We start from the raw sequence: 24176 nt of genomic DNA, 5'->3' as shown, positions 1-24176 counted from the left end.
CAAAAATGAAAATAACAGTAATTGGCGGTGGCCCTGGCGGATTATACTTTTCAATACTAACCAAAAAAGCAATGCCCGATTGCCAAATTGATGTCTACGAACGCAACAAACCTGATGACAGTTTCGGATTTGGTGTAGTGTTTTCAGATGAAACTTTGGCCGAATTTCTCTCCAGAGATTTAAAGTCCTATGAATTAATCAGAAGTAATTTTGCTTATTGGGATGATATAATTATTGCTCGTGACGGACAAACCGTAAACATCGCAGGAAACGGATTTTGTGGCTGTTCCCGAAAAACGCTTTTGCAATTACTGCAACAACGATGTCTCGAAGAAGGCGTAAATCTTCATTTTGAACAAAATATTGATGATTTTAATCAATTCAAAGATTCGGATATCATCTTAGCTTCTGACGGAATTGGAAGTGCCATCAGAACAAAATACGAAACCGAATTCGGAACCAAAATAGTCTTGAAAAAGAACCGCTTTGTTTGGTTAGGCTCAACAAAACCTTTGGACGCTTTTACTTATTTTTTCAGAACTACACCACACGGACTTATAGTCGCGCATACCTATCAATACGAACCTGGAATGAGTACTTGGATTTTCGAATGTAGCGATGCAACTTGGCAAAAACTTGGCTTTGAAATAACCAATGAAGAAGATACGATTGCCAAAATATCCGAAATTTTTAAAGAAGAATTAGATGGTCATCCTTTGATTTCAAACAAATCACATTGGCGTCAATTCCCACATGTGACTAACGAAAAATGGTCACATAATAACATCGTTCTTTTAGGTGATGCCAAAGCTACAGCCCACTACTCTATTGGTTCCGGAACCAAATTGGCTATGGATTCTGCGATCGGTTTATCAGACGCCGTAATTGCAAATCCAAACAATGTACAGGCGGCATTTGAACAATATGACAAAACACGAAGAAACACCGTTGAGATGATTCAATATGCGGCTTTAGTTTCGTTAGATTGGTTTGAAAATATGGATAGAAACAGCCAACATCTTTTTTATCAGTTTGCTTTTGGTTGCATGACAAGATCCAAAAAAGTTACCTACGAAAACCTTCGTTTACGCGATAAATCGTTTACCGATAAAGTGCTAAACGAATTCAATAATAATAATTCCCCAGCCGCATTTACCAAATTCAAATTACGAGATTTAGAATTGCCAAACCGAATCGTGATGTCCTCAATGGGACAATATTCCGCCGAAAACGGATTGGTTAACGATTGGCATTTGGTACATTATGGAAGCCGAGCCACTGGCGGTGTCGGATTGATTATTGCCGAAATGACCGCTGTTGCAGAAACAGGTCGCATCACTTTAGGTTGTGCTGGAATATATTCTGAAGAACAACTAGTTAAATGGAAATCGATTACCGATTTTATTCATAAAAATACGCAAACTAAAATCGGAATTCAGTTAGGACATTCAGGTCGAAAAGGCGCATCAAAAAGACCTTGGGAAACAGAACCATTACAAAATCCGTGGGAACTAATTTCAGCATCCCCAATAGCTTTTAATGAAAATTTCTCTACACCAAAAGAAATGACTCTAGCTGATATGGATTTGGTCACTACTCAATTTGTTCAGGCTACCAAAAATGCAGACGAAGCCGGATTTGACTTAATCGAATTGCAAGCGCATCACGGATTCCTATTAGCCTCTTTCCTATCGCCATTGACGAACATCAGAACAGATGAATTTGGCGGAAGCATTGAAAACCGATTGAAATTTCCTCTGAGGGTTTTTACAGAAATGCGAAATGTATTCCCAAAACAAAAACCAATGTCTGTCAGAATCTCAGCAACCGACTGGGCTGATAACGGAATTTCAGAAGAAGATGTTCTAACCATTGCAACCGCATTCAAAAATGCAGGAGCCGATATCATCAACGTTTCTACCGGAAATACTGTGGCGAATCAAAATCCCCAAACGGGAAGAATGTGGCAAACGCCGTTTTCAGACTTGCTTCGGAACACTGTTCATATTCCAACTATTACTGCAGGTTACATCCAAGACATAGACCAAATCAACACTATCATTTTAAACGGAAGAGCCGATTTAGTAGCTTTGGGAAGACCTTTATTAGCCGATGCTAACTTTGTTAGAAATGCTCAAGCTTACGAACAGTTTGAAACGAATGAGATTCCAAATCCCTACAAAGCGGGAAGTTCTCATTTGTATCCGTTGAAAGGAACTGAAAGAAAGCAAATAGAAGGCATGAAAAAGGCATTAAAACCAAAAAGCAATAAGAAATAATTCGAAATTTTAGGATGAAACATTACGCTGACAATTTCTCCCACGAACATTTACCTGGTTTAGACTTGCAGCCGGATTATATTTTTACTGATTTACTTCAGTTCCAACATCCGGAAATGTTGAATTGTGTGGACAAATTATTAGACCATCATATCAAAGAGGGTCGAGGAAATAATCCTTGTATCCGAACTTTTGAAACTACTTGGACTTACCAGGATTTATTCGAAAAAGCCAATCAAATTGCGCATGTTTTAGTGGATGAATTAGGATTAGAATCGGGAAATCGTGTGTTGATTCGCTCCTCCAATAACCCAATGATGGTGGCGTGTTGGTTTGCGATTATAAAAGCGGGGGGAATTGTTGTTGCCACAATGCCATTGCTTCGTGCTAAAGAATTAACTACCATTATAGATTGTGCCGAAATCTCACATGCTTTATGTGAAAAGAGTTTACATGACGAAATGAATTTGGTCAAATCGAATTTTCTCAAGAGAACTTGTTTCTACGATGAGTTAGAAATAATGATGTCATCCAAACCTAAAACATTTACCAATTATCATTCAAAATCAGATGCAATAGCCCTTATCGGATTCACCTCAGGAACTACTGGTCTTCCCAAAATGACATCGCATTATCACAAAGATATTCTCAATATTTGCGAAGCGTTTCCAAACTATTCACTGCAACCCACCATCAACGATATTTTTACTGGTAGCCCGCCACTAGGATTCACCTTTGGTTTAGGCGGATTGGTTTTGTTCCCATTGTATTTTGGTGCATCAACATTTTTGATAGAAAAACCAACACCCGATATGCTGTTACAAGCTATTCAGGAACATAAAATAACCATTTGCTTCACAGCTCCCACAGCTTGGCGAGTCATCACTTCTAAAGTAAAGGAGTTTGATGTTTCCAGCTTACGCAAATGTGTTTCAGCTGGAGAAACCCTTCCGTTAAAAGTTTGGCAAGATTGGTATGATGCTACTGGATTGAAAATCATAGACGGAATTGGCTCTACTGAAATGCTGCATATTTTTATTTCCTCAAATGAAGAGAATATGAAACCTGGCGCGACTGGTGTTGCCATTACAGGTTACGAAGCCAAAATCATTGACAAAAACGGAAATAAAGTTGATACCAACGAACCCGGAAGATTAGCAGTTCGAGGCATCACAGGCTGTAAATATTTAAATAGAATCGATAAACAAAAAGAATACGTAGAAAATGGTTGGAATATCACCGGAGATATTTTCCGCCAAGAGGAAGACGGTTATTTTTGGTTTGTGGCTCGAGGCGATGATATGATTATATCTTCAGGGTATAACATTGCTGCCATTGAAGTGGAAAGTGTACTTCTGACGCACGAGGATATCTTAGAATGCGCCGTAGTGGGTTTGCAAGATGAAGAACGTGGTATGCTAGTTTGTGCCCACATTGTTTTAAAAGAAAAACACAAAGCTACCGACAACATGAAAAACCATATTCAACGCTGGTTCAAAGAAGTAGCAGCGCCTTATAAGTATCCAAGAGTAATTTATTTTACCGAAGCTTTACCCAAAACTGAAACTGGAAAAATCCAACGATTTAAATTAAAATCATGAGAAAAGTATTTATACTATTTGCTATAACATCGCTATCCATAATTGGTCTATTGACTTATATCAATTGGAAATTCAGTTTCTTATTATTGATATTTATCCCGCTTATTTTAATGGGATTATACGATATGTACCAATCCATTCATACCATTCGCCGTAACTTTCCGCTACTAGGAAGAATGCGTTATTTGTTAGAATCACTTGGACCTGAAATGCGTCAATATTTCATAGAAACAGATTTGGAAGGAAAACCATTCAACCGTTTACAACGAAATTTAGTATACGAACGTAGCAAAAAAGCTATCGATTCACAACCATTTGGAACCCAACTCAATGTTTATGACGAAGGCTACGAATGGATAAATCACAGCATTAGAGCCATTTCATTTTCAAATGTAAACGAAAATCCTCGTGTCAGAATTGGGTCAACTCAATGTGAAAGACCATATGAAGCGAGTTTGTTTAATATTAGTGCAATGAGTTTTGGAGCATTAAGTAAAAATGCCATTTTAGCCTTAAATAATGGTGCCAAACAAGGTGGTTTTTATCACAATACAGGTGAAGGTGGCTTGTCTCCTTATCATTTACAAGGTGGTGATGTCGTTTGGAACATAGGAACCGGATATTTCAGTTGTCGAACTGATGATGGCAAGTTCTCTTATGATGAATATGTAAAAAGAGCAACATTGAGCAGTGTCAAAATGATTGAAATCAAATTTTCACAAGGAGCCAAACCCGGTCATGGTGGAATTCTTCCCAAAGAAAAAGTTACCGATGAAATTGCCAATATCCGTCTAGTTTCAAAAGGTCACGACATTGTTTCTCCACCAACTCATTCCGCTTTCACTACTCCATTGGAATTAATGGATTTCATCCAATTATTGCGAAAAGGCTCAGGCGGAAAACCTATCGGAATGAAAATTTGTATCGGAAACAAATCAGAATTCCTATCTATTTGCAAAGCGATGGTTGAAACTCAAACCTATCTTGATTTCATTACAGTAGACGGTGGCGAAGGAGGAACTGGCGCGGCTCCACAAGAATATTCAGATCATGTTGGAATGCCTTTACGTGAAGCACTCGCTTTTGTTTACGATGCCTTAAATGGTTTCGGAATCAAAGATCAAATCAAAATTATCTGTAGCGGAAAAGTAATTACTGGTTTTGACATCATAAAAAATCTTTCGATTGGTGCCGATTTATGTAACTCTGCTCGCGGAATGATGTTCGCTTTAGGTTGCATACAAGCCCTAGAATGTCACGCCAATACTTGCCCAACGGGAGTAGCCACACAAGATGAAAAACTAATGAAAGGATTAGTTCCCGAAGAAAAAAGTATTCGAGTAGCCCGTTTCCAAAAAGAAACTGTGAAAAGCGCTATGGATTTAATGGCCTCAGCAGGAATAGAACATCCCGACGATGTAGACAGAACCGTGGTCAGCACGCGAATCGATAGAACGCAAGTAAAAACGTTCTACGAAATATATCCAGAATTAGACAATGGATGTTTGTTAAATGAAGGAACAGTTCCTTTGGATTTTTTGTACTTTTGGAGGAATGCCTCTGCAGAGAAATTTTAATAATCGATTTATGAAAAAACTAATATTCTTATTTTTTGCAATAAATTGCTTTTCTCAAGCTCCTACTATTCAATGGCAAAAAACCTATGGTGGCAGTGAATATGACATGGCCTATACAATTAAGCCAACTTTTGACGGGGGCTACATTGCCGCAGGAGTCACCTCTTCAATTGATGGTGATGTTGTCAGTTTGCACGGAAATGGTGAAGGTTGGATTGTAAAGGTAAATAATGTCGGTGCAATCGAATGGCAAAAAGCCATTGGAGGAACAAACATGGATGAAGTTAATAGTATTTGGCAAACCACAGACGGTGGTTATATTGCCACGGGATATAGCTCTTCAAACAATGGTGACATTACACTTAATCAGGGATATGAAGATCTTTTTGTAGCTCGGCTTTCTGCAACCGGAAGTTTACTTTGGATGAAAACCTATGGTGGTTCGGGTTGGGATGAAGGTACCGGCATTCAACAATGTACCGACGGAGGATTTATAGTCTGCGGCACAACCACCTCTTCTAATGGAAATGTTTCTTTTAATCATGGCTCTGATGACTTTTGGTTGCTAAAATTAAATACGGACGGAAACATTCAATGGGAAAAAACCTATGGAGGCACAAACAGTGATAATGCCTTTAGTCTCGTACAAACCAAAGACGGTGGTTATGCCATTACCGGCTATACCTATTCAATGAATGGCGATGTAACAGGAAATCTTAATTGTGCTTTCTGGATTGTAAAAACAAACGGGGCTGGCACTTTACAATGGCAAAAAGCAGTAGGAAGCTACAGCAGTATTTCATCATATTGTATCAAACAAACTATAGATGACGGATTTATTATTGCAGGTGATTCTTCCGGTGTTGGTGGTGCTGTCACGGTAAGTTATGGCAATGATGACTATTGGGTTGTAAAACTTTCAGCAGCTGGAACTTTACAATGGCAAAAATCGCTTGGTGGCACCTACAGGGATATTGCCTACGGTATTGATCAAACTTCCGATGGTGGCTATATAGTCTCTGGGCGTTCAGAATCAACTGATTATGATGTGTTAGGAAATCACGGTTACGATGATTATTGGATAGTAAAACTAAATCCAACAGGTGCTATCTTGTGGCAAAAATCGTTGGGCGGCACTTCTAATGATGAAGGACGTGAAATACATCAAACCCTAGATGGTGGTTTTATCATCGCAGGACGAACATCAACAGCAACCGGCGATGTAACCAGCGTAAATGGAGGAGGTGATTTTTGGATTGTGAAACTAAATCCTGATCCACTAAACACAATAAATTTCGAAAAAAGAAACTTGACAGTATATCCAAACCCTACTTCAAGCCATATTCAATTACAGTTACCAGAGGAGGTAGAAATTATTAAAATAAGCGTTACCGACGTTTTAGGAAAGAAAGTCTTAGAACAATTTGGAAATATGACAAATCTCAACATTGACAGTCTATCTTCGGGAACCTATATCATTCAAGTATTTTCAAGCGAAACAACATACCATTGTAAATTCATAAAAGAATAATATGAACCAACCTTTCACAAAACAAGAAAAAATCCGTTTTAAACATATTGATTACGCTGGTATAGTGTTCTATCCGCGTTTTCTGGAAATGCTAAACGATTTGGTCGAAGATTGGTTTGAAGAAGCCTTAGACAGACCTTTCTCAAAAATCCATGAAACCAACGGAATTCCAACAGTAGATTTGAAAGTGCAATTCAAAAAAGCAGCGCGTTTAGGAGAAGTTTTAACCAAAAAACTTTGGGTTATCACTCTTGGCGGAGCTTCTGTAACTTGTGGTTTTCGCTTTGAAGATGAACAAGGAAAAACCTGTTTAGAAGGGGAAGTAACCTTGGTTAACGTTGCTATTGCTGAAGACAGAAATACTATTAAATCTCAAGCTTTCAATGAGGATATGAAAGAAAAAATAGCAAAATTCGTAATTCATAATTCATAATTATTTATGGAATTCAAAAAATTCAAAGCTGCGGCAGTCCAAACTTCTCCTGTTTTTCTAAATGTAGAAAAGACAATAGAAAAAGCCATTTCTTTTGTAAAAGAAGCCACTGCTAACGGAGCCCGTTTAGTAGCTTTTCCAGAAGTATTTGTAGCAGGTTATCCTTATTGGAACTGGATTATGACGCCAGTTCAAGGAAGTAAATGGTATGAGCAATTATACAAATCATCCGTAAAAGTAGATGACGAAGTGATGCAACCTCTTTTTCAGGCAGCGAAGAACTACAATTGCCATATTGTTATCGGAATCAACGAACGCGGTGATAGTTATGGCGAAATTTACAACACTAATCTAATCATTGACAATAACGGAAAACTAATCGGCAAACACCGAAAATTGGTGCCAACTTGGGCTGAAAAACTCACATGGACTTCAGGTGATGGTTCTTCGTTAAAAGTGTACAACACAGAAATTGGTCCAATCGGAACTTTAGCTTGTGGCGAAAACACTAATACTTTAGCTCGTTTTACATTATTATCTCAAGGCGAATTAATTCATATTGCCAATTATATTTCGTTACCTGTCGCTCCACCAGATTATGATATGGCCGAAGCAATAAAAATCAGAGCAGCCGCACATTCCTTTGAAGGAAAACTGTTTACCATCGTTTCGTGCTCAACAATATCCAAAGAAATAATGGAAGCTTTAAAACCAGATGTTCCTAATGTAGAAGAATTGCTTACTCGAAAAAACTCTGCTTTCTCTGGAATTATTGGCCCTAATGGTGCTGTAGTGGGTAAACCCCTAATTGACGACGAAGGAATTGTTTATGCTGATATCGATTTAGAAAAATGCATCCAACCCAAACAAATGCACGACATCCTTGGACATTACAACCGTTTTGATATTTTTGATTTGAGAGTAAATACTGCTCCAACTAGAAAGATTACTTTTATAGACAATCACGAAGAATTTAATAAAAAATAAAATGAACGAAAATCATTCTGACGACCAAATTGGAAGAGCAAGAGTTCAGGACACACCGGAACTAGAGGCATATTATAAAGAACTAGAAGTACTTGGTGCTGGTGCATTATGGACAGTAGCCAATGACATCGAACCATGGGAACCCAGAAGTAATTCTGTTCCGATGTTATGGAAATATGATGACTTGCGTAAATTGGTCTTAAAATCATCCGAATTAGTAACACCAGAACAAGCCGGAAGAAGAGTAGTGTATTTGGTAAACGATAAACGAAAAGACGTTTCTGCGGCTGTGGGTTGGTTATATACCGGAATTCAAGTTACACGTCCTGGAGAAAGCACTTCTGCCCACCGTCATAGAGCTTCGGCATTACGTTTCATCATGGAAGGAGACAAAGGTTATACTGTTGTAGACGGTAATAAAATTATGCTCGAAGTCAATGACTTTGTAATCACTCCAAATTCTACTTGGCACGAACACGGTGTAGAAGAAGGCGGAAAAAACTGTATTTGGCAAGACGGATTAGACATTCCCTTGGTCAATGCTTTAGAAGCCAATGATTATGCGGTTTATGATGGCAAGCAACCTCTTATCGCTCCAATCAATCATTTACCTTTATCCTTTGACGGAAACGGTTTAGTTCCAGCCGATATAGTTTGGGATAAACCGTATTCTCCTTTATTTAAATACTCGTGGAAAAAAGTCTATCCTGCTTTGTTAGAGTCGGCCAAAGTCAATCAACCTAACCCATTTGACGGAATTTTGATGAAGTACACCAACCCAATGACTGGAGGCCACGTAATGCAAACCATGGGCGCCTCAATACAATTACTACCAGCCGGATTCAAAGGAAAAGCGCATAAACACACTGGTTCTTTTGTGTATCAATGTGCCAAAGGAAAAGGCTATTCTATAATCAACGGAAAACGTTTTGATTGGAAAGAACGTGATATTTTCTGCGTTCCATCTTGGGCTTGGCACGAACATCACAATGCTTCTGAAACAGAAGATGCTTGCTTATTTAACTTCAATGACTTGCCAGTAATTGAAGGTTTAGGCTTATTTCAAGGAAGAGAATATACAGAGAATAACGGACACCAAACTATCGGTTAAAAGGAATGAAGGACAAATTAAATCTCTTTGCTGCTTTTGTAACTCCAATAAGTTTAATTCTTCTCGGATTCAACTTAATCAAAAAAGAAGACAAAATTGCTACCATAATAGGTTTTGCCAATATTTTCTTTTGGTCGGCATTACTCCTATTTACAATTTATAAAAAAGTAATAAAAAAACAATGAAACTACTTACCTATACTTTAAAGGAAAACTTCGAACCACGTCTAGGGTTTATCCATAATAATCAGGTCATTGACATGGAAGATTTTGGCGAGATATCCAACTTCCCATTACCTTCATCGATGCTGGAATTAATCGATATGGGGTTTGAATTAGTGGAAGAATTAAATGATATGGTGGCCGATACGGAACAAGTTTATTTTGATGAAATTGGATATCAAATGGATGAAATTACCTTCCTTGCTCCTATTCCAAAACCAAGAAAAAATATCATAGGCATTGGATTAAATTACACAGAACATGTTTCAGAAAGTGCCCGTACATTAGATACAACTGGGAAACTGCCTCAAAAACCCATTATCTTTTCAAAACCACCAACAACCGTTACAGCTACAAACACTGATATCATTAAAAATACCAAACTAACGTCACAATTAGATTGGGAAGTAGAATTAGCAGTAGTTATTGGCAAAAAAGGAAAATATGTTCCCAAAGCCGATGCTATGGAATATGTTTTTGGTTATACCGTAATCAATGATGTTTCAGCAAGAGATTGCCGTCGTGAAGGCCAATGGATAGTGTCTAAAGGTCAGGATACTTTTGCTCCCATGGGACCCATTTTGGTTACCAAAGACGAAATCGAAAATCCACACAACCTAAACTTATCGCTAAAAGTAAATGGAGTTGAAAAGCAAAACTCCAATACCAAATTTCTATTGTTCAATATTAATGAGTTAATCGAGGATTTGAGTATCGTTTTTACTTTGGAACCTGGCGATATCATAGCAACTGGAACTCCAGCTGGTGTTGGTGCGGGTAGAGATCCTCAAGAATGGCTTTACGATGGCGATGTTATTGAAGCCACTGTAGAAGGAATTGGAACCATTGTAAATACTGTTAAAGATTTAAAATAAGAATGGATCAAACCAAAATTGCAGTAGAAGTATTCAATAAACTTGCCAATGCCTATCAAGACAAGTTTATGGATGTATCATTATATCATGATTCATTTGATATCTTTTGCAATAACATTGTAGGTGAAAAAGCTACTGTTTTAGAATTGGCTTGTGGACCAGGAAATATTACCAAATATCTACTAGAAAAACGCCCCGATATTAAAATCCTTGGAACAGATTTAGCTCCAAATATGATTAGCTTAGCGAAAAAAAATAATCCAAGTGCCAATTTTGAGTTGCTCGATGTCAAGAAAATAAAAAATCTAAATAAAAAATTTGATGCCATAATGTGCGGATTCGGATTACCCTATCTTTCAAAAAAGGAAGCCATTCAATTTATCACTGATTCCAGTCAAGTTTTAAATGCAAACGGAGTGCTTTACATTAGTACTATGGAAGATGACAATAGTAAGTCCGGTTTTAAAAAAGGAAGTTCAGGCGATGAAATTTTTATGAATTACCACCAAGAAGATTACCTAACAGAAGCACTAGAAAATACCGGTTTTAAAATTATCGAATTGCAGCGTAAAAACTATTTACACAACCAACAAGACACCACTGATTTAATTATAATTGCAACCAAATGAAACCGCAAGGTTCACGAACACTAAAAAATATAAGATTGTGAGTAAATACAGAATAGGCCAAATCGTCCCTTCCTCAAACGTTACCATGGAAACCGAAATTCCTGCTATTTTCAGAGCAAGAGAAAGTATATTACCAGAACGCTTTACTTTTCACAGCAGCCGTATGCGTATGAAAAAAGTAACCAAAGAAGAACTAGAAGCGATGGATGCCATGAGTTTAAAATGCGCTCAAGAATTATCCGATGCTCATGTAGATGTAATGGGATACGCTTGCCTAGTAGCCATCATGAGTATGGGAAGAGGCTATCACTGTGTTTCCGAAGTCAATTTACATCAAGAAACTATTGCCAATGATTTCCCAACGCCTATTGTAACTTCAGCTGGTGCTTTGATAAATGGCTTAAAAGTCTTAGGAGCTAAGCAAGTTTCCATTATAACCCCTTACATGCGACCGTTAACTGATATGGTGGTGGATTATATCGAAAATCAAGGCATCAAAGTAAAAGAAAGTATCGCACTCGAAATCCCTGATAACTTAGAAGTTGCCGCGCAAAACCCAATGAACTTATTGGAAATCTACAAACAATTAGACTTAACCGATGTAGATGTTTTAGTAGTATCAGCTTGTGTCCAAATGCCTTCCTTAGAAGCCATCGATTTAATTCAGGCTGAATGTGGTATTCCAGTAACATCAGCAGCTGTCTGTACAACCTATGAAATGATGAAGAAATTAGGCATAAAACCTATGTCCATCATCGGCGGAGAGTTACTAAATGGGAAGTATTAAATCTAGCAATTATATAATATTATAAAAAGATTTCATAAAATAAATAATAATAGTTTTTAGAATTTTGTAACTACATTAACCCTAAAACTTCATTAGTATGAACGGAATCTTTAAAACGCTAATAGCTGGAATTACTGCCAAAAAACTTGGCGGTGGTTGCCTATCAACCATTATAATTTTTATAATTATTTATTGGTTACTTGGTAAATTTTAATCTAATAGACTACTTTTGCGGTACAATTTTTGATAACTCAAAAAACAAATTTGGGGTCGACTGGTTTTGACAGCAAGTCGAATTGAATTGTAAGCACGTCGAGCATTGTGTTTTTTGCTCGTAAATCCAAATTCACAAAAACATAAACGGCGAAGGAAACTACGCTCTTGCTGCATAATCTGAATTAAAGTAAGATTAGCCTCGTCCTACAAGGTAGGAAAGCAGGATTCACCTCGATAGCTTTGGTTTGTGGCGGTCGGCACAGGTGAATCGTAAAAATAAACCTAAGAACAGTGAAGCTTCGGGGCTGTTACGAAAAACAAAGAAGATAAGTATCGTGTGGCTGTTCCTGGCCTATCACGATATCGAAAATTCAATCAGGAAATAAGCGTGTAGAAAACTCTTTAGTTGCTTGTTTGGACCCGAGTTCGATTCTCGGCGACTCCACTAAAGTGGACAACTCGATTTTTTTCGATAATTGTCCACTTTTTTTTATTGGAAACTACTATGGGTATCTTTTTAAAACTACAAGAAAAACTAAACCTTTTCTAGGCAAACATTGAAAAAGCTATAGTTGAAAGTTTCTATATCCAATTTATCTCTCTAAAGAAGCTCAGAAAATCTCAGACCATAATCTGATATGTGGATAATTGTGATTAAGTAGTTAAATCATAACAATAAACTAATTATAAAAAAAGGCACTTTAAAGAAAGTGCCCTCTGAAATGTCATTTTACTTTTGTGTAAACTAACGTACCTTCAACTTCCCATATTAATTCACACATTAATATTTTTTTGTCAATAGCTGTATAAACAATTTAGAAGCATAATTTGTAGGTTAAAAAGTTCTCATGAAAATTGAATCGTTATCTATTCTAAAGGCTGTAATGTCTGATGATTTTCCTGATGTGCTTGACACTTCATGCAACAGTAATTTACCATTTACATCATTCCAGAAGAATAATTTTCTAGCTTCTTCATCCAAACATCTCCAATAACCAATAAAATCATTGGTATTTATAGCTTGACAAAAACCAGCATTATGAGTACCGAATGGAATAATAAGTTGGACGCAATAATCACCTTTTTAAAACTGATTTTCTTTCTTGAGTTCTGTTACATCATCATTTGTAACTTCTCTTGTATTTTCTGCTGATATTCTTAATTTAAAAAGCTTTTGAAAACTCTTTAATTACTATTATTTATATTCAAAACAAAATCATTTTTTTGTTGTTTCTCGTTTTCTTAATTCGGTATTGATTACAATAGTTTTGAATAATTTTTCTTCTTTGGATTCTAATTTTTCAATTAATAATTGTGCCACAACTTGTCCCATTTCTTCTCCATGTTGGCTCATTGTTGATAAACTTGGATTCATACGGTTAGACCAAATACCATCTGCAAAACCAATAATTTCTATATCTAAGGGAATATTATACCCTTTTTTCAATGATAATTTTAAAGCCTTAAAGGAAGAGTATTCATCTATTGCTACTATACCATCCACTTTATTCGTTTTGAAAAACTTCTCGATATTGAGGTCAAATTCTGTTTTACTATCATTTAAAACTACTAACTCCTCTTTAAAAATAATTCCATTATTGTTTAGTGCTTCAATATACCCTTTCAATCTTAATTTACCCACGCTTAAATTATTAATGGTAGAGAATAATGCTATTTCTTTTCGTCCAGCATCTATGAGATTTTGCACCGCAAAAATTACAGACTCCATATCGTCAACAATTACTTTGTCACAAGCTACTTCATTGGCCACTCTATCATACATTACCAATGGTATTCCTTGCTCTACGACATCACTAATATGATTAAACTCATTTTGTTTTTGAGCTTCTGCTGATATTGATAAAATAATTCCATCTACAATTCCATTGCTTAGCATATGCAATATCTGCTTTTCTTTAGTTAATGATTCATTGGATATACAAGTAATAATGCTATATCCTTTTTCATCTGCTATTTTTTCAATACCGCTAAATACTTTAACAAAAAAAGAGTTTTTTACACTCGGTATTATTAATCCAATTGTTTTTGTGCTTTTGGTTTTAAGATTTAACCCAAAAAAGTTTGGTTTATAATTAATGCTTTTAGCATATTCTTGGACTCTTATTCTAGTGCTACCACTTATTTCGGGACTGTTATTTAGTGATTTTGAAACTGTAGCTACAGAAACGTCTAATGCTTTAGCAATTTGCTTCAATGTAAATTGTGCTTTCATTTCTATAGTTTTATTTTAAACTGTTTATAAAAAATTATAGTCGTAATTAACCATAATTCCCCAACTTTCATTTAATCGAATCTCGCTAGAATCAGCATTAAAATTGACACTTTGAATTTTGGCTCCATTACTTAAATGAAATTTTGAAACGGGTCCTTCAAATGATTCTAAATAGGCTCTTATCTGAGATTCGTTTGGGATTTCTTTGAAAGAATTTTTCAAAGAGGGTATCGGACTTAACGTAAAGAAACGGTTTACCTCTTTTTTTCTACATATTTCTAATATTTCTGTAATAGCCATTTTGCCTGCCCCCTTTAGGGTAGCATTTGGCAATCTGAAAATGGAATAAAAAATAGCATAAGTGACATCAAATTTACTTGAATATCCATCATCAGATAATACGTCTTTCATGTTATGGGTTAACTTATTTCCTATTCTAGCACAAACCATAAATTGTGGGATATTGTTATCAGTAAAAACGAAAATAGTCCTATTTCCAGTAATTCTCTTTTCAAAAGGAATTAAAGGGTGTACGGGATCATACTTTACAAGTTCTAACCAATGGTTGTCAAAACCTTCCTGCCCATGCTGAAGTATCATTTTTTATATTATTAAGAAGTTAAGATTTAAGTAATAAATGTTTTTGTATTTTTCCCAAAGCAGTTCTTGGTAGATGATCAACTAAGATGAAGTCTCTAGGAATCTTGAAAGAAGCAAATGTTTTTTTACAAATTTCTTCTATGTATTTTGCATCATAATTTTCATTTGCAACGATATAAGCTACAGGCATTTCCCCCCTAGTTTCGTGGGGAATTCCAATTACAGCCACTTCAACTATTCCGGGTTGTTCTAATAGAAACTCCTCAATTTCTCTAGGATAGATATTAAACCCACCGCTAATAATTAAATCACTTTTACGTCCTTTAAGCGTAATGTAACCATCAACAGATGAAATACCCATATCACCTGTTTTGAAATAGCCATCTACAAATGAATCTATCGTTGCCTGTTCTCTTTTCCAATAACCGGCACATACATTGGGTCCTTTAATATAAACTTCACCTTCTTCATCAATACCTGCCGGTGTCCCGTCGGGCAACATGATTTTTACTGAAATTCCGGGTAAAGCAAAACCAATGGTCCCTGGTCTTCGTTCTCCTATGTATGGATTACTAATATTCATTAAAGTTTCGGTCATACCATATCGTTCTAAAATATCGTGACCAAATTTTTCTTTAAAATCCGTCATGGTTTGAGATGATAAAGGTGCAGATCCACAAACAAAAAGGCGCATAAATTGACCTATTTTATAGGCTGAATCTGAAGGTAAATCAAGTAATCTAATATACATTGTTGGTACTCCAAAAAATAAGGACGGTTGGAATGTCATAAACTCATTTTCTGCTTTTTGATGTTCAAATCGTGTTAGCAATTTCATAGTGCAACCGCTTATTAACCAACAATTAATGCCGTTGGCTAAAGCATGAACATGAAATAATGGTAGTGATAATAAAAAACGATCCTCTTCCGTAATTTTCCAGCAAGTAACCAAATTAATTCCATTAGAAATAAAGTTATTATGTGTTAATATAGCCCCTTTGGACAAACCTGTTGTACCACTGGTATAAACCAAAGCAGCTGGAGTATCTCCATTGGTTAAGACCGGAACAAAATCGGTAGTAAAAGAACTCACTTGAGCAATTAAATCAGTTAATTTGATAGAATCGAAACCACCAGGTAATTCTCCGTCACTAATCACTAATTTTGGTTCTGCATCAGCTATGATATGGGAAACCTCTCTTTCTTTATATAAAATATTAATTGGAATAAAAATGACTCCTGTTTTGGCTGCTGCTAAAAACAAATCTATCATTTCGACACAATTTTCGAGATAAACACAGATACGATCACCAACTTCTAGTTCCTTACTAACTAGAAAATTTGCCATTTGATTACTACGACAATCAATATCGCCAAAAGTGAAAGTTTTGCTATTAAATTCTATAGCTACTTTGTCTTTTCTTCCTTTTAAAGACAAATCGAATAGATTAATTAAATTCATTTAAATAAGATTTTGTTTTTTTTAATATTCGTTTTTAATTCTAACTGAAATTAGACAAGCTACAAAAGCAAATAAACCTAGCGTTAGAAAAGCAGCAGAAAAACTTCCGCTCAAATCAGCTATTTTACCTACTAATGGCGCGCCAATTAAAATAAAAATTATTCCTAACATATTTACCAATCCCATAGCAGCTCCTGCTCTTCCCGGAAACATAGCAGCGGCTCTGTTAAATAAACCGGCATAAGGCAATCCACAGCCAACCCCTAACATTAAAATAGCAATGCAATCTAATGCTAATACTTTGCTGAAATAAGCAAGGATAAAACAGGCAGTCGCATTTAATATTAAGCTAAAAAGCAAAAGTTTTCTAACGCCTATTTTCAAGACTAACTTCCCTCCCATAGGTCTTGTGAAAATGCCCAAAAGAAGTATCAATGATGCTATAAAAGGGATTACCAATTTATTTTCAAATTCAAAGTTTTCCTTTAACATTTCGGTTATCCATGAGCCAATAACAATTACCAAACCAAAAGATGCCATTTGAACAATTCCTAATAAATACAATTGACTATTAGAAAGCATTTTCAGTAATGAACTATGGGGATGTTCTTTAACAAATGGTGTTGGTGCTATAAATAAAACTACCATAAAAGCAATGTATGCAATAATAGCAGTAGATATAAAAGCCTGAGACCAACCATTGAATAAATTTGCAATTTGAGGAACTGCAAAAATTACAAAACCAGAACCCAACAAAACACTTGCACCATAATAACCTTGATATAGTGCTAATTTTTCAGTTGAAGCAGTTTGGTAGATATAACGCGCTCCTGAAACAAAACTAGAGCCTGTTCCAAATCCGATTAAAAATTTCCATAACAATAATTGATCGTAACTAGTGGCAAAGGACATTCCTAAATTACCTATAGATACTATACTCAAAGCAAAAAACAACACCTTTTTGGGTCCAAATTTATCTGCAAAATGACCAGCCGGAATTTGCATAAAAGCATGGGTTAAAAAAATTGCTGTAGTTAAAAATCCAAACATTGCTTTGGTGAATGGCAGTTCGGGGGTATCGAAGCTTTTCATTAGCCAATCTTTAAGTGGTGCATGATTGGTATAGTTTGCCGAAAATGAAAAGCCTACTAAACAAGCACAATAAAGTGCCAGCTTTTGTTCTTTACTTGTCAATGATTGATTGTTTTCCATAATTATAATTTGTTTAATTTACCTTTTCAATTCGTATTGCATTTAAAATAGATTTATTCTCTCCTTTTGTATTAAAACTCACTGTAAGTCCTTTGCCTTCTGAAATACTTACAATGCTTTTCTTAATTACTGAACGTTCGCTTCCAATTTGATTTAAAATGTCAAAATCTTTAATCCAGAGTTGCCCATTTATAAGAATATCAAAAACAAAATTTTGACTGTTTTGTGCGACTTTAACGTTATCTAAATTATTGGCTAAAGTTTGTTTTTCATTTATTGGAAAAAGATGGGTAAAATATAAATACACATAATAATTGCCATCGGGCAAATCGGCTTTAAATTCTTTGATATTTATTCGTTGTGTTTGAAAAATCGGATCATTTTCTGTGTTTAAAATGTTTAAATCAGAAGCAGGAACAGTACCGTTTTTAGTTTTAACTTTTAAGGCTTCTCCACCAACATAACCCCAGCTTCCTGCTTTGGTATATTCTTGTTCCGGAATCCAACAAACAGCAGCATCTTTGTCTTCAAAATAACGGTTAGAACCCAACATAATATTGAGATCAGTAACATTCTTATCTGTATAATATGCCGGAACAACTTGACAGTCGAAGCTGTAAAAATCCTGAGTTTGATTATTATTTTTGTCAAAAGCCCATAGTTTATTTTCACCTGATTTACAAAAAACATTCGTTCGAACTATGCCGTTTTCTGCAGTAAAATCTCCAAGTTCTTTTCCGTTACAAGTCAAAGTTATTTTTGGCAAATTAGTATACACAGTTATTGGCTGTTTGAGTAAAGTATCATTGGAAACACCGGCTCTGATTATCCATGATTTTGATCCAAAAGCTATAAATGGTGACTTCAGCAAATGTGCTTGATACAGTAAATAAGTATCTTTTAATTCTCTTGTTTGGCTGACAATCCCTTTTTTGTTGACGTGCGGAACAGCTGCACCTCGGTATTCAGAGTGAAAATCATTTAAATTCCATAGCGTTGCACCGGAAATAAAATCTCTGTCCAGTATGGTTTTCAAATAATGTTCCTGATAGACAGCACCATATTCAACGGTATAATCAAAGCGTTCCGGAGTATAGGAATGTAATCTTTCGTCTACATCTGCCCCATATTCGGTAATTAAAAAAGGCGTTTTTGGATATTCTTTATGGAAATCATCTACAAATTCTTCAAAGCCTTCCAATTTTGGGCTATACCAACCCTGGTACAAATTCCAGCCAATGATTTTTGGTATTCCTAACAATCCAGCCTCTTTATACAATTTAAGAGCTCCATGACACGGAATAATGGTATAACGTTTTGGGTCTAATTCTCTTAGTCTTTTTTCTATTACAGTTGCCTGACGATTAACTTCTTTACAATAGGCTATATTTTTTTCAGGAATATCTTTGAATGGCAATCTTAGCAATACTTCATTCATATATCCCCAACAAACTACGGAAGGATGATTATAGTTTTGGTAAACCATCTCATCTATCATTTTTAATGAATTGTTTAAAAAGGCATCCGATGTTGTGATGGCATTTACAATTGGTATTTCTACCATAGTAACTATTCCTAATTTGTCGCAAAGAGAGAGAACCAAAGGGTCTTGAGGATAATGAGAAACTCTTAAAAAATTAGCTCCCATATTTTTAATTAACATTATATCTCGTACATGTATTTCATCAGGCAAAGCATTGCCAATGCCTTTATAACATTGGTGTCTGTTGGTTCCAATTAATTTAAGCGGTTTACCATTTAGAAAAAAACCTTTATCTGCCGTAAATTCATACCAGCGAACCCCAAATGACGTGTCTTTTTGGTCAAGAATTATCTTTGTTTTAGCATCAGACAAAGTTGTTTTAACGCTGTACAAAAAAGGAGCATCAGGAGACCACAATTTTGGTTTTTCGATCTTAAATGGGCTGGTTACAATGATAGTATTCGCATTTGCAACAATCTCAATACTTTTTGAAACCACAGACAAAATAATGCCATCTGGTGAAATTAGCTCGTGCTTAATTATATATTTTCTCTTTTCGGCAGAAAAATTATTTACATTAGTTTTTACTTCAACCGATGCTTCTTTATCTGAAACTATAGGTGTTGAAATTAAAACTCCAGATGAAGCAAATTCAGTGTAGGAGATGCAACTCTTATTGGAAATTAGTAATGATATTCCTCTGTAAATTCCCCCAAAAAAAGTAAAATCTGCTGATAATGGTGGTATTGAAGGATTGATGGAATTATCGACTCTAATGGCAATAGTGTTTTTACTACCCGAAATAACTAATGAAGTTATATCAAATTCAAATGCACTATAGCCTCCATTATGTTTACCTACATAATTTTCGTTAACATAAAGTTCGGTAACCTGATTAGCACCATCAAAATGTAGTACAACACGTTTATTTAGGGATTCATTTCCGATAAACAAATCTTTTCGATACCAACATGGCCCTTGAAAAAAACCAGGAACATCGTCAATGGCATCTTTCGCGTTCCAAGTGTGAGGCATTGAAACTTCAGACCATGCTTTTGTATCGATATTGTTTTTACTGTTGTCTTTTGAATCTACTTGTGAAAATTTCCAAGATTCATTGATAGTGTAATTTATAGTGGCTTCTTGTTTACTATTTTGAGAATATAAAGTACTACTTTTAGCGATACCAAAAAGTAAAGCGCAAACAAAAAAGAAATACTTTATTACTCTTTTCTTCATGATTATTATTCAATAATTATATTTTCCCAAGAATCCGTTCTAAATGGTGATGCAGGTAAATTGGCTTCATTCAGTAGATTTGCTTCTCTTGTATTATTCCATGCGTAGCGAACGGCAACGGGTTCTCTAACATCCGGTGAAAAAACAATCAGCTTGTTATTTTCTATTGAGGCTACTGCTTTAACAAATTTTTTATCCTTACCCGCTATAAAAATATCATTTAGCTTTTCTCCTGTGAAATGTAAATTTTTATTGAACGAAAAAGTGATTTCAATTTTATCCCCTTTTATCTGAAATTGTTGAAACAAAGGGCCGCAAAAATCAATTTTCTTGTGATAGGAATTAGCTAAAGCGATATTGGCTAATCTAACTCCGTAAGGTAATTTATAAGTAACATGCAATTCATTTAAATCGCCAATGTCCATGGTTGGACACATAGCAGTATTAGGAACTTCGAGTGTTTTTAATTGATTTTCTCTTATGATTGCTGCCAAATTACTATCGCTGTATTTATAGGCAGTTAATTGCAAAAAATAGAATGGAAAATCGCCTACTTTCCAATTTTCTCTCCAACCATAAATTAAGGCTTTCATTTGCTCTAAATATTCATTTGCCCATTCCCGATTGGAAGTTCCTTGATACCAAATAACTCCTTTTATGGTGAAGGGCATAAGCGGTGCTACCATAGCGTTATACAAAACAGCTGGTCTCCTGTGTTGTCTTTTAGTCATATAAACGGAACGTGGTTCTTCTTGTTTAGGGTTAAGCCCTTTGACTTCAACAAATGCAATACTATCTTTGACTTTGTCTATTTCCCATTGATTCCAACGGGAATATATGTTTTTCAAAACCGGATTGCCTTTCATTTTTTCGGAAGGTGTCCAACACTCTGCACCTGTTCCTCCCCAATTGGCTGTAATAATCCCTATGGGAACATCTAGTTCCTGTTGCATTTTTCGAGCAAAATAGTAACTCATAGCTGAAAATTCTTTGACACTTTGAGGCGAACATGGCTCCCATTTTGATCCTTCAGGAATATCAGTTTGAGGGTCATCAGCCTTTTTTTTCTTAACATTAAAGAGCCGAATATTGGGATAATCCGCTTCCTTCATTTCTTGATCAGCATCTTTTACTTTACGCATAACCAATTCCATATTGGATTGCCCACATGAAAACCAAACTTCACCTAACAAAACGTTATGAAGTACAATTTCGTTAGTGCCTTTAATTGAAATGGTATGTTCTTTAAAACTAGCCTTGGTCGTTACAATTGAAATTTGCCAATTTCCTTGACTATCAGCATTGGTCGTATACTCGTTTTTTTGCCAATCAACGTTGATCCTGATTTTTTCATTAGATAATGCCTTTCCCCAAAAATTGACTTTTGAATTTTGCTGCAATACCATATTGTCTGAAAAAAGCAAAGGCAATTGAACTGCACCATAGATGTAATTACAGAGCAGAAAAAAAACTATTTTGAATAGAATTTTCAATTAAAATGATTGTTTAAAAAGGTTGCGATTTATTTTTTATTTTGCAAAAATCCTAAAACCTTCAAGGCATATCTTTCTCCTAAAATAGTAGCACTTTTGGCATCAAAATGAATATTATCTTCTAATAATTTAGTTCCTTCTGCAGTAACAAAATCACTATTTGGAATGTAATCTTTAACCGTCCGAACAACTTTAGTATTAAAATCGATGAAGTCAACTCGTTCTGAAAGTTCACCAACAATGAAAGGCAAATTAGGTTCGTTTAAATCTTTTCTCAAATTTTGAACCATTTCTTTTAAATTAGCTTTATACGTTTCAAAATTGTCACCTTGAGCTTCTTTATTGTCTGTAGAACCTTGATTCCAAATAATTGCAACTAATTTCCCATGCTTTTGAGCCTCTTTTGCTCTAATAAGCGAAGAGTCATAATTTGGTTTCCCGGGTTTAAACCAAAGTTTTATAGAAGATCCTCCTTGAGAATTCATTACCAAACCAAGTGGTTTTTTTAGTGTTTTCTGCAAATTAAGCATACAAGAGTAGGAAGGACTTACACCTTGTAATTTCAATTCTTTAATTGCCATTTCAATATCGGAATATTTATTTAAAGGTTGTGCCGCAGGTTCAAAATTTCCGTCTTTATTCAATAGAAAAACATCAGTCATTTTACTAGAATCTTCAACAGGAATTTCTCCTCTTCCTGACATATTTGATTGGCCTATTGCGAGAATGATGTCCATTGGTTCTTTAGCCTTTACCGTGGGTGATTCGGTTTCTAAATATTGAATTAAGTTGTATTTATTTTCGTTGAACTCTTTCATTAATGTTACAAATGATTTGTAATATTGAAATGAATTATTGACTAAACCTTTATTTGAATCCGTATTAGAAGGATCTACATTTTTAGCCGTTGGATCGTTATCTTGGTATTTAAAATAATGCCAACCAACACAAGATTTACTATTTAACAAATTCAAACAAAAATGTTGGTATGCATATCCTTTGTCTGTTTGTGTATGTACTGTAAAACCTGCACCTGTAGTGTTTGCTAATCCAGCGTCCATTGCTTTGGTGTAAAACTCTGTAACTATAAATGGTTTTTTTGCAGAACGATCCCAGATATCTATTAATGTCGGATCTGGTGACCAATCACCATAATAGTTGATAGATAAAATATCACAATATTTGCCAGCAGCAACAATAATTGACTCTGTTTTTTTTGCGTTACCGTGTAATCTACTGCCTAAATACAAATGATTTGGATCGTACTTTTTTATAGCTTTTGAAACTATAGAATAATATTTATCAGCAACAAATCCAGCAAACTCTTCACGAAGTTTATCTGTAATCTTTTCAGTAGAAACACCTTTATTTTCAAGCCATTTAGTAGCTGCTATATAACCAGCATCGGATTTGTTTTCGAGTTTTAAATAACCTTCTAAATTTTCAATTCCTAATGGTAATTCGTTATCAGAAAAATAGCCAAAAAGGTTAGGGTCATTGCTATTTTGGACTAATTCTTTTGCACGTTCATCACAAAATTGTTCAAACTCTGGGTCGAAAACAAAAATACATTGGTTGGGATATCCTGTATTTCCAGCCAATTGATAAGTTCCTCCGTGCTTTTTCCCATAAGAACTCATAAAGTTCAAATTTGGGGAATAAGTAAATGGGGTTTTTGAATCTTTATTATATTGTTTGACTAATTCATCTTCACTCCAAGAACCAGCACCATATATGCCAATATCATTTAAAGAATCTATAGTAGCTTTTAACCATTTTTTGGGTTCACCAAATTGTTTTTTTAATTCTTCATTATTTTTTTCAGACTTTCCTGGTCTCAGAGAATTGACAGCAACTTGTAGGTTTCTGTAACCAAAAGGGTCAATAATCCACCATCTTTTTCCTTGTTTTTCAACACGAAAAAAACCAGTTGATTTAAATTTTGATGAGGTATCACTACCGTAAACCGTTTTATTATTTTTAGTTTTTATTTTAAATCCCTCTAGGTTTTTAACTATACAGGTTTCATAGCTTGCCCATGGTAAATCTTTCCCTTTTTCCCATGGTTTTGATTCTATTATAAGTGATTTATAATAAATTCCAGCTAACCCATTAAGTTTTATTTTTGAGTTAGCTTGTGATTGACTATTAATTAATTGAGAAAATATAATTATACCGAAAAATAGATTTTTCATCCTTGTTTTATA

The 24176-nt window shown here is 35.2% G+C and carries 19 protein-coding genes and 1 other RNA gene; 12 read left to right on the top strand and 8 right to left on the bottom strand.

Going from position 1 to position 24176, the window contains the following annotated elements:
- Positions 1-5 precede the first annotated feature (5 nt).
- The 12 genes from OLM53_RS00480 (at position 6) to ssrA (ending at position 12695) form a co-directional block, all read left to right on the top strand.
- Positions 6-2279: a bifunctional salicylyl-CoA 5-hydroxylase/oxidoreductase gene (locus OLM53_RS00480; RefSeq protein WP_264521092.1), complete on the top strand. Its 2274-nt coding sequence runs from the start codon at positions 6-8 to the stop codon at positions 2277-2279.
- A gap of 14 nt (positions 2280-2293) precedes the next feature.
- On the top strand, positions 2294-3880 hold the full coding sequence (locus OLM53_RS00475) for an AMP-binding protein (protein WP_264521091.1): 1587 nt from the start codon (positions 2294-2296) through the stop codon (positions 3878-3880).
- Entirely contained in the window at positions 3877-5457 is a 1581-nt protein-coding gene (locus tag OLM53_RS00470; RefSeq protein WP_264521090.1) for an FMN-binding glutamate synthase family protein, read from the top strand. Before OLM53_RS00475 ends, OLM53_RS00470 begins: the two co-directional genes overlap by 4 nt.
- Before the next feature lie 10 nt (positions 5458-5467).
- Complete coding sequence (locus OLM53_RS00465) at positions 5468-6988, top strand: T9SS type A sorting domain-containing protein (protein ID WP_264521089.1); 1521 nt, start codon at positions 5468-5470, stop codon at positions 6986-6988.
- A 1-nt stretch (position 6989) separates the two neighbouring features.
- Positions 6990-7421 carry an acyl-CoA thioesterase gene (locus OLM53_RS00460; RefSeq protein ID WP_264521088.1) on the top strand — a complete coding sequence of 144 codons (432 nt, stop codon included), beginning with the start codon at positions 6990-6992 and terminating at the stop codon, positions 7419-7421.
- Positions 7422-7427: 6 nt separating this feature from the next.
- Positions 7428-8408: a carbon-nitrogen hydrolase family protein gene (locus OLM53_RS00455; RefSeq protein ID WP_264521087.1), complete on the top strand. Its 981-nt coding sequence runs from the start codon at positions 7428-7430 to the stop codon at positions 8406-8408.
- Between the two features lies 1 nt (position 8409).
- Positions 8410-9519: a cupin domain-containing protein gene (locus tag OLM53_RS00450; protein ID WP_264521086.1), complete on the top strand. Its 1110-nt coding sequence runs from the start codon at positions 8410-8412 to the stop codon at positions 9517-9519.
- Positions 9520-9524: 5 nt separating this feature from the next.
- Positions 9525-9704: a hypothetical protein gene (locus tag OLM53_RS00445; protein ID WP_264521085.1), complete on the top strand. Its 180-nt coding sequence runs from the start codon at positions 9525-9527 to the stop codon at positions 9702-9704.
- On the top strand, positions 9701-10615 hold the full coding sequence (locus tag OLM53_RS00440) for a fumarylacetoacetate hydrolase family protein (RefSeq protein ID WP_264521084.1): 915 nt from the start codon (positions 9701-9703) through the stop codon (positions 10613-10615). Before OLM53_RS00445 ends, OLM53_RS00440 begins: the two co-directional genes overlap by 4 nt.
- A 2-nt stretch (positions 10616-10617) precedes the next feature.
- Complete coding sequence (locus OLM53_RS00435) at positions 10618-11244, top strand: class I SAM-dependent DNA methyltransferase (RefSeq protein ID WP_264521083.1); 627 nt, start codon at positions 10618-10620, stop codon at positions 11242-11244.
- A 37-nt stretch (positions 11245-11281) separates the two neighbouring features.
- On the top strand, positions 11282-12031 hold the full coding sequence (locus OLM53_RS00430; RefSeq protein ID WP_319799853.1) for an Asp/Glu racemase: 750 nt from the start codon (positions 11282-11284) through the stop codon (positions 12029-12031).
- A 266-nt stretch (positions 12032-12297) separates the two neighbouring features.
- Positions 12298-12695: a transfer-messenger RNA gene (gene ssrA, locus OLM53_RS00425) on the top strand.
- A 387-nt stretch (positions 12696-13082) separates the two neighbouring features.
- Here ssrA and OLM53_RS00420 read toward each other — a convergent pair.
- From OLM53_RS00420 to OLM53_RS00385, 8 genes are all read right to left on the bottom strand, one after another.
- Positions 13083-13229, bottom strand: a complete 147-nt coding sequence (locus tag OLM53_RS00420) for a hypothetical protein (protein WP_264521082.1) — start codon at positions 13227-13229, stop codon at positions 13083-13085.
- Positions 13230-13463: 234 nt separating this feature from the next.
- The gene (locus tag OLM53_RS00415) at positions 13464-14480 is read right to left on the bottom strand and encodes a LacI family DNA-binding transcriptional regulator (RefSeq protein WP_264521081.1); all 1017 of its coding nucleotides are present in this window, start codon (positions 14478-14480) and stop codon (positions 13464-13466) included.
- A 24-nt stretch (positions 14481-14504) separates the two neighbouring features.
- A complete protein-coding gene (locus tag OLM53_RS00410) occupies positions 14505-15080 on the bottom strand; it encodes a malonyl-CoA decarboxylase domain-containing protein (RefSeq protein ID WP_264521080.1) in 576 nt (191 codons plus the stop codon).
- 19 nt (positions 15081-15099) lie between these two features.
- A complete protein-coding gene (locus OLM53_RS00405; protein WP_264521079.1) occupies positions 15100-16542 on the bottom strand; it encodes a class I adenylate-forming enzyme family protein in 1443 nt (480 codons plus the stop codon).
- A 21-nt stretch (positions 16543-16563) separates the two neighbouring features.
- On the bottom strand, positions 16564-17754 hold the full coding sequence (locus tag OLM53_RS00400) for an MFS transporter (RefSeq protein WP_264521078.1): 1191 nt from the start codon (positions 17752-17754) through the stop codon (positions 16564-16566).
- A gap of 13 nt (positions 17755-17767) precedes the next feature.
- On the bottom strand, positions 17768-20476 hold the full coding sequence (locus tag OLM53_RS00395) for a glycoside hydrolase family 2 TIM barrel-domain containing protein (RefSeq protein ID WP_264521077.1): 2709 nt from the start codon (positions 20474-20476) through the stop codon (positions 17768-17770).
- Between the two features lie 5 nt (positions 20477-20481).
- The gene (locus OLM53_RS00390; protein WP_264521076.1) at positions 20482-21969 is read right to left on the bottom strand and encodes a sialate O-acetylesterase; all 1488 of its coding nucleotides are present in this window, start codon (positions 21967-21969) and stop codon (positions 20482-20484) included.
- Between the two features lie 29 nt (positions 21970-21998).
- Positions 21999-24164 carry a sialate O-acetylesterase gene (locus tag OLM53_RS00385; protein ID WP_264521075.1) on the bottom strand — a complete coding sequence of 722 codons (2166 nt, stop codon included), beginning with the start codon at positions 24162-24164 and terminating at the stop codon, positions 21999-22001.
- Positions 24165-24176 lie beyond the last annotated feature (12 nt).

The organism is Flavobacterium sp. N1994 (assembly GCF_025947145.1).
Taxonomy (GTDB): Bacteria; Bacteroidota; Bacteroidia; order Flavobacteriales; family Flavobacteriaceae; genus Flavobacterium.
Note: the sequence above shows the minus strand (reverse complement) of the source record. Positions and strands in the feature narration are given on the sequence as shown.

Bases quoted from the DNA above. Each gene is read 5' to 3' on its own strand.
- OLM53_RS00480 (WP_264521092.1), top strand. From the start codon at position 6: ATGAAAATAACAGTAATTGGCGGTGGCCCTGGCGGATTATACTTTTCA.
- OLM53_RS00475 (WP_264521091.1), top strand. From the start codon at position 2,294: ATGAAACATTACGCTGACAATTTCTCCCACGAACATTTACCTGGTTTA.
- OLM53_RS00470 (WP_264521090.1), top strand. From the start codon at position 3,877: ATGAGAAAAGTATTTATACTATTTGCTATAACATCGCTATCCATAATT.
- OLM53_RS00465 (WP_264521089.1), top strand. From the start codon at position 5,468: ATGAAAAAACTAATATTCTTATTTTTTGCAATAAATTGCTTTTCTCAA.
- OLM53_RS00460 (WP_264521088.1), top strand. From the start codon at position 6,990: ATGAACCAACCTTTCACAAAACAAGAAAAAATCCGTTTTAAACATATT.
- OLM53_RS00455 (WP_264521087.1), top strand. From the start codon at position 7,428: ATGGAATTCAAAAAATTCAAAGCTGCGGCAGTCCAAACTTCTCCTGTT.
- OLM53_RS00450 (WP_264521086.1), top strand. From the start codon at position 8,410: ATGAACGAAAATCATTCTGACGACCAAATTGGAAGAGCAAGAGTTCAG.
- OLM53_RS00445 (WP_264521085.1), top strand. From the start codon at position 9,525: ATGAAGGACAAATTAAATCTCTTTGCTGCTTTTGTAACTCCAATAAGT.
- OLM53_RS00440 (WP_264521084.1), top strand. From the start codon at position 9,701: ATGAAACTACTTACCTATACTTTAAAGGAAAACTTCGAACCACGTCTA.
- OLM53_RS00435 (WP_264521083.1), top strand. From the start codon at position 10,618: ATGGATCAAACCAAAATTGCAGTAGAAGTATTCAATAAACTTGCCAAT.
- OLM53_RS00415 (WP_264521081.1), bottom strand. From the start codon at position 14,480: ATGAAAGCACAATTTACATTGAAGCAAATTGCTAAAGCATTAGACGTT.
- OLM53_RS00410 (WP_264521080.1), bottom strand. From the start codon at position 15,080: ATGATACTTCAGCATGGGCAGGAAGGTTTTGACAACCATTGGTTAGAA.
- OLM53_RS00405 (WP_264521079.1), bottom strand. From the start codon at position 16,542: ATGAATTTAATTAATCTATTCGATTTGTCTTTAAAAGGAAGAAAAGAC.
- OLM53_RS00400 (WP_264521078.1), bottom strand. From the start codon at position 17,754: ATGGAAAACAATCAATCATTGACAAGTAAAGAACAAAAGCTGGCACTT.
- OLM53_RS00395 (WP_264521077.1), bottom strand. From the start codon at position 20,476: ATGAAGAAAAGAGTAATAAAGTATTTCTTTTTTGTTTGCGCTTTACTT.
- OLM53_RS00385 (WP_264521075.1), bottom strand. From the start codon at position 24,164: ATGAAAAATCTATTTTTCGGTATAATTATATTTTCTCAATTAATTAAT.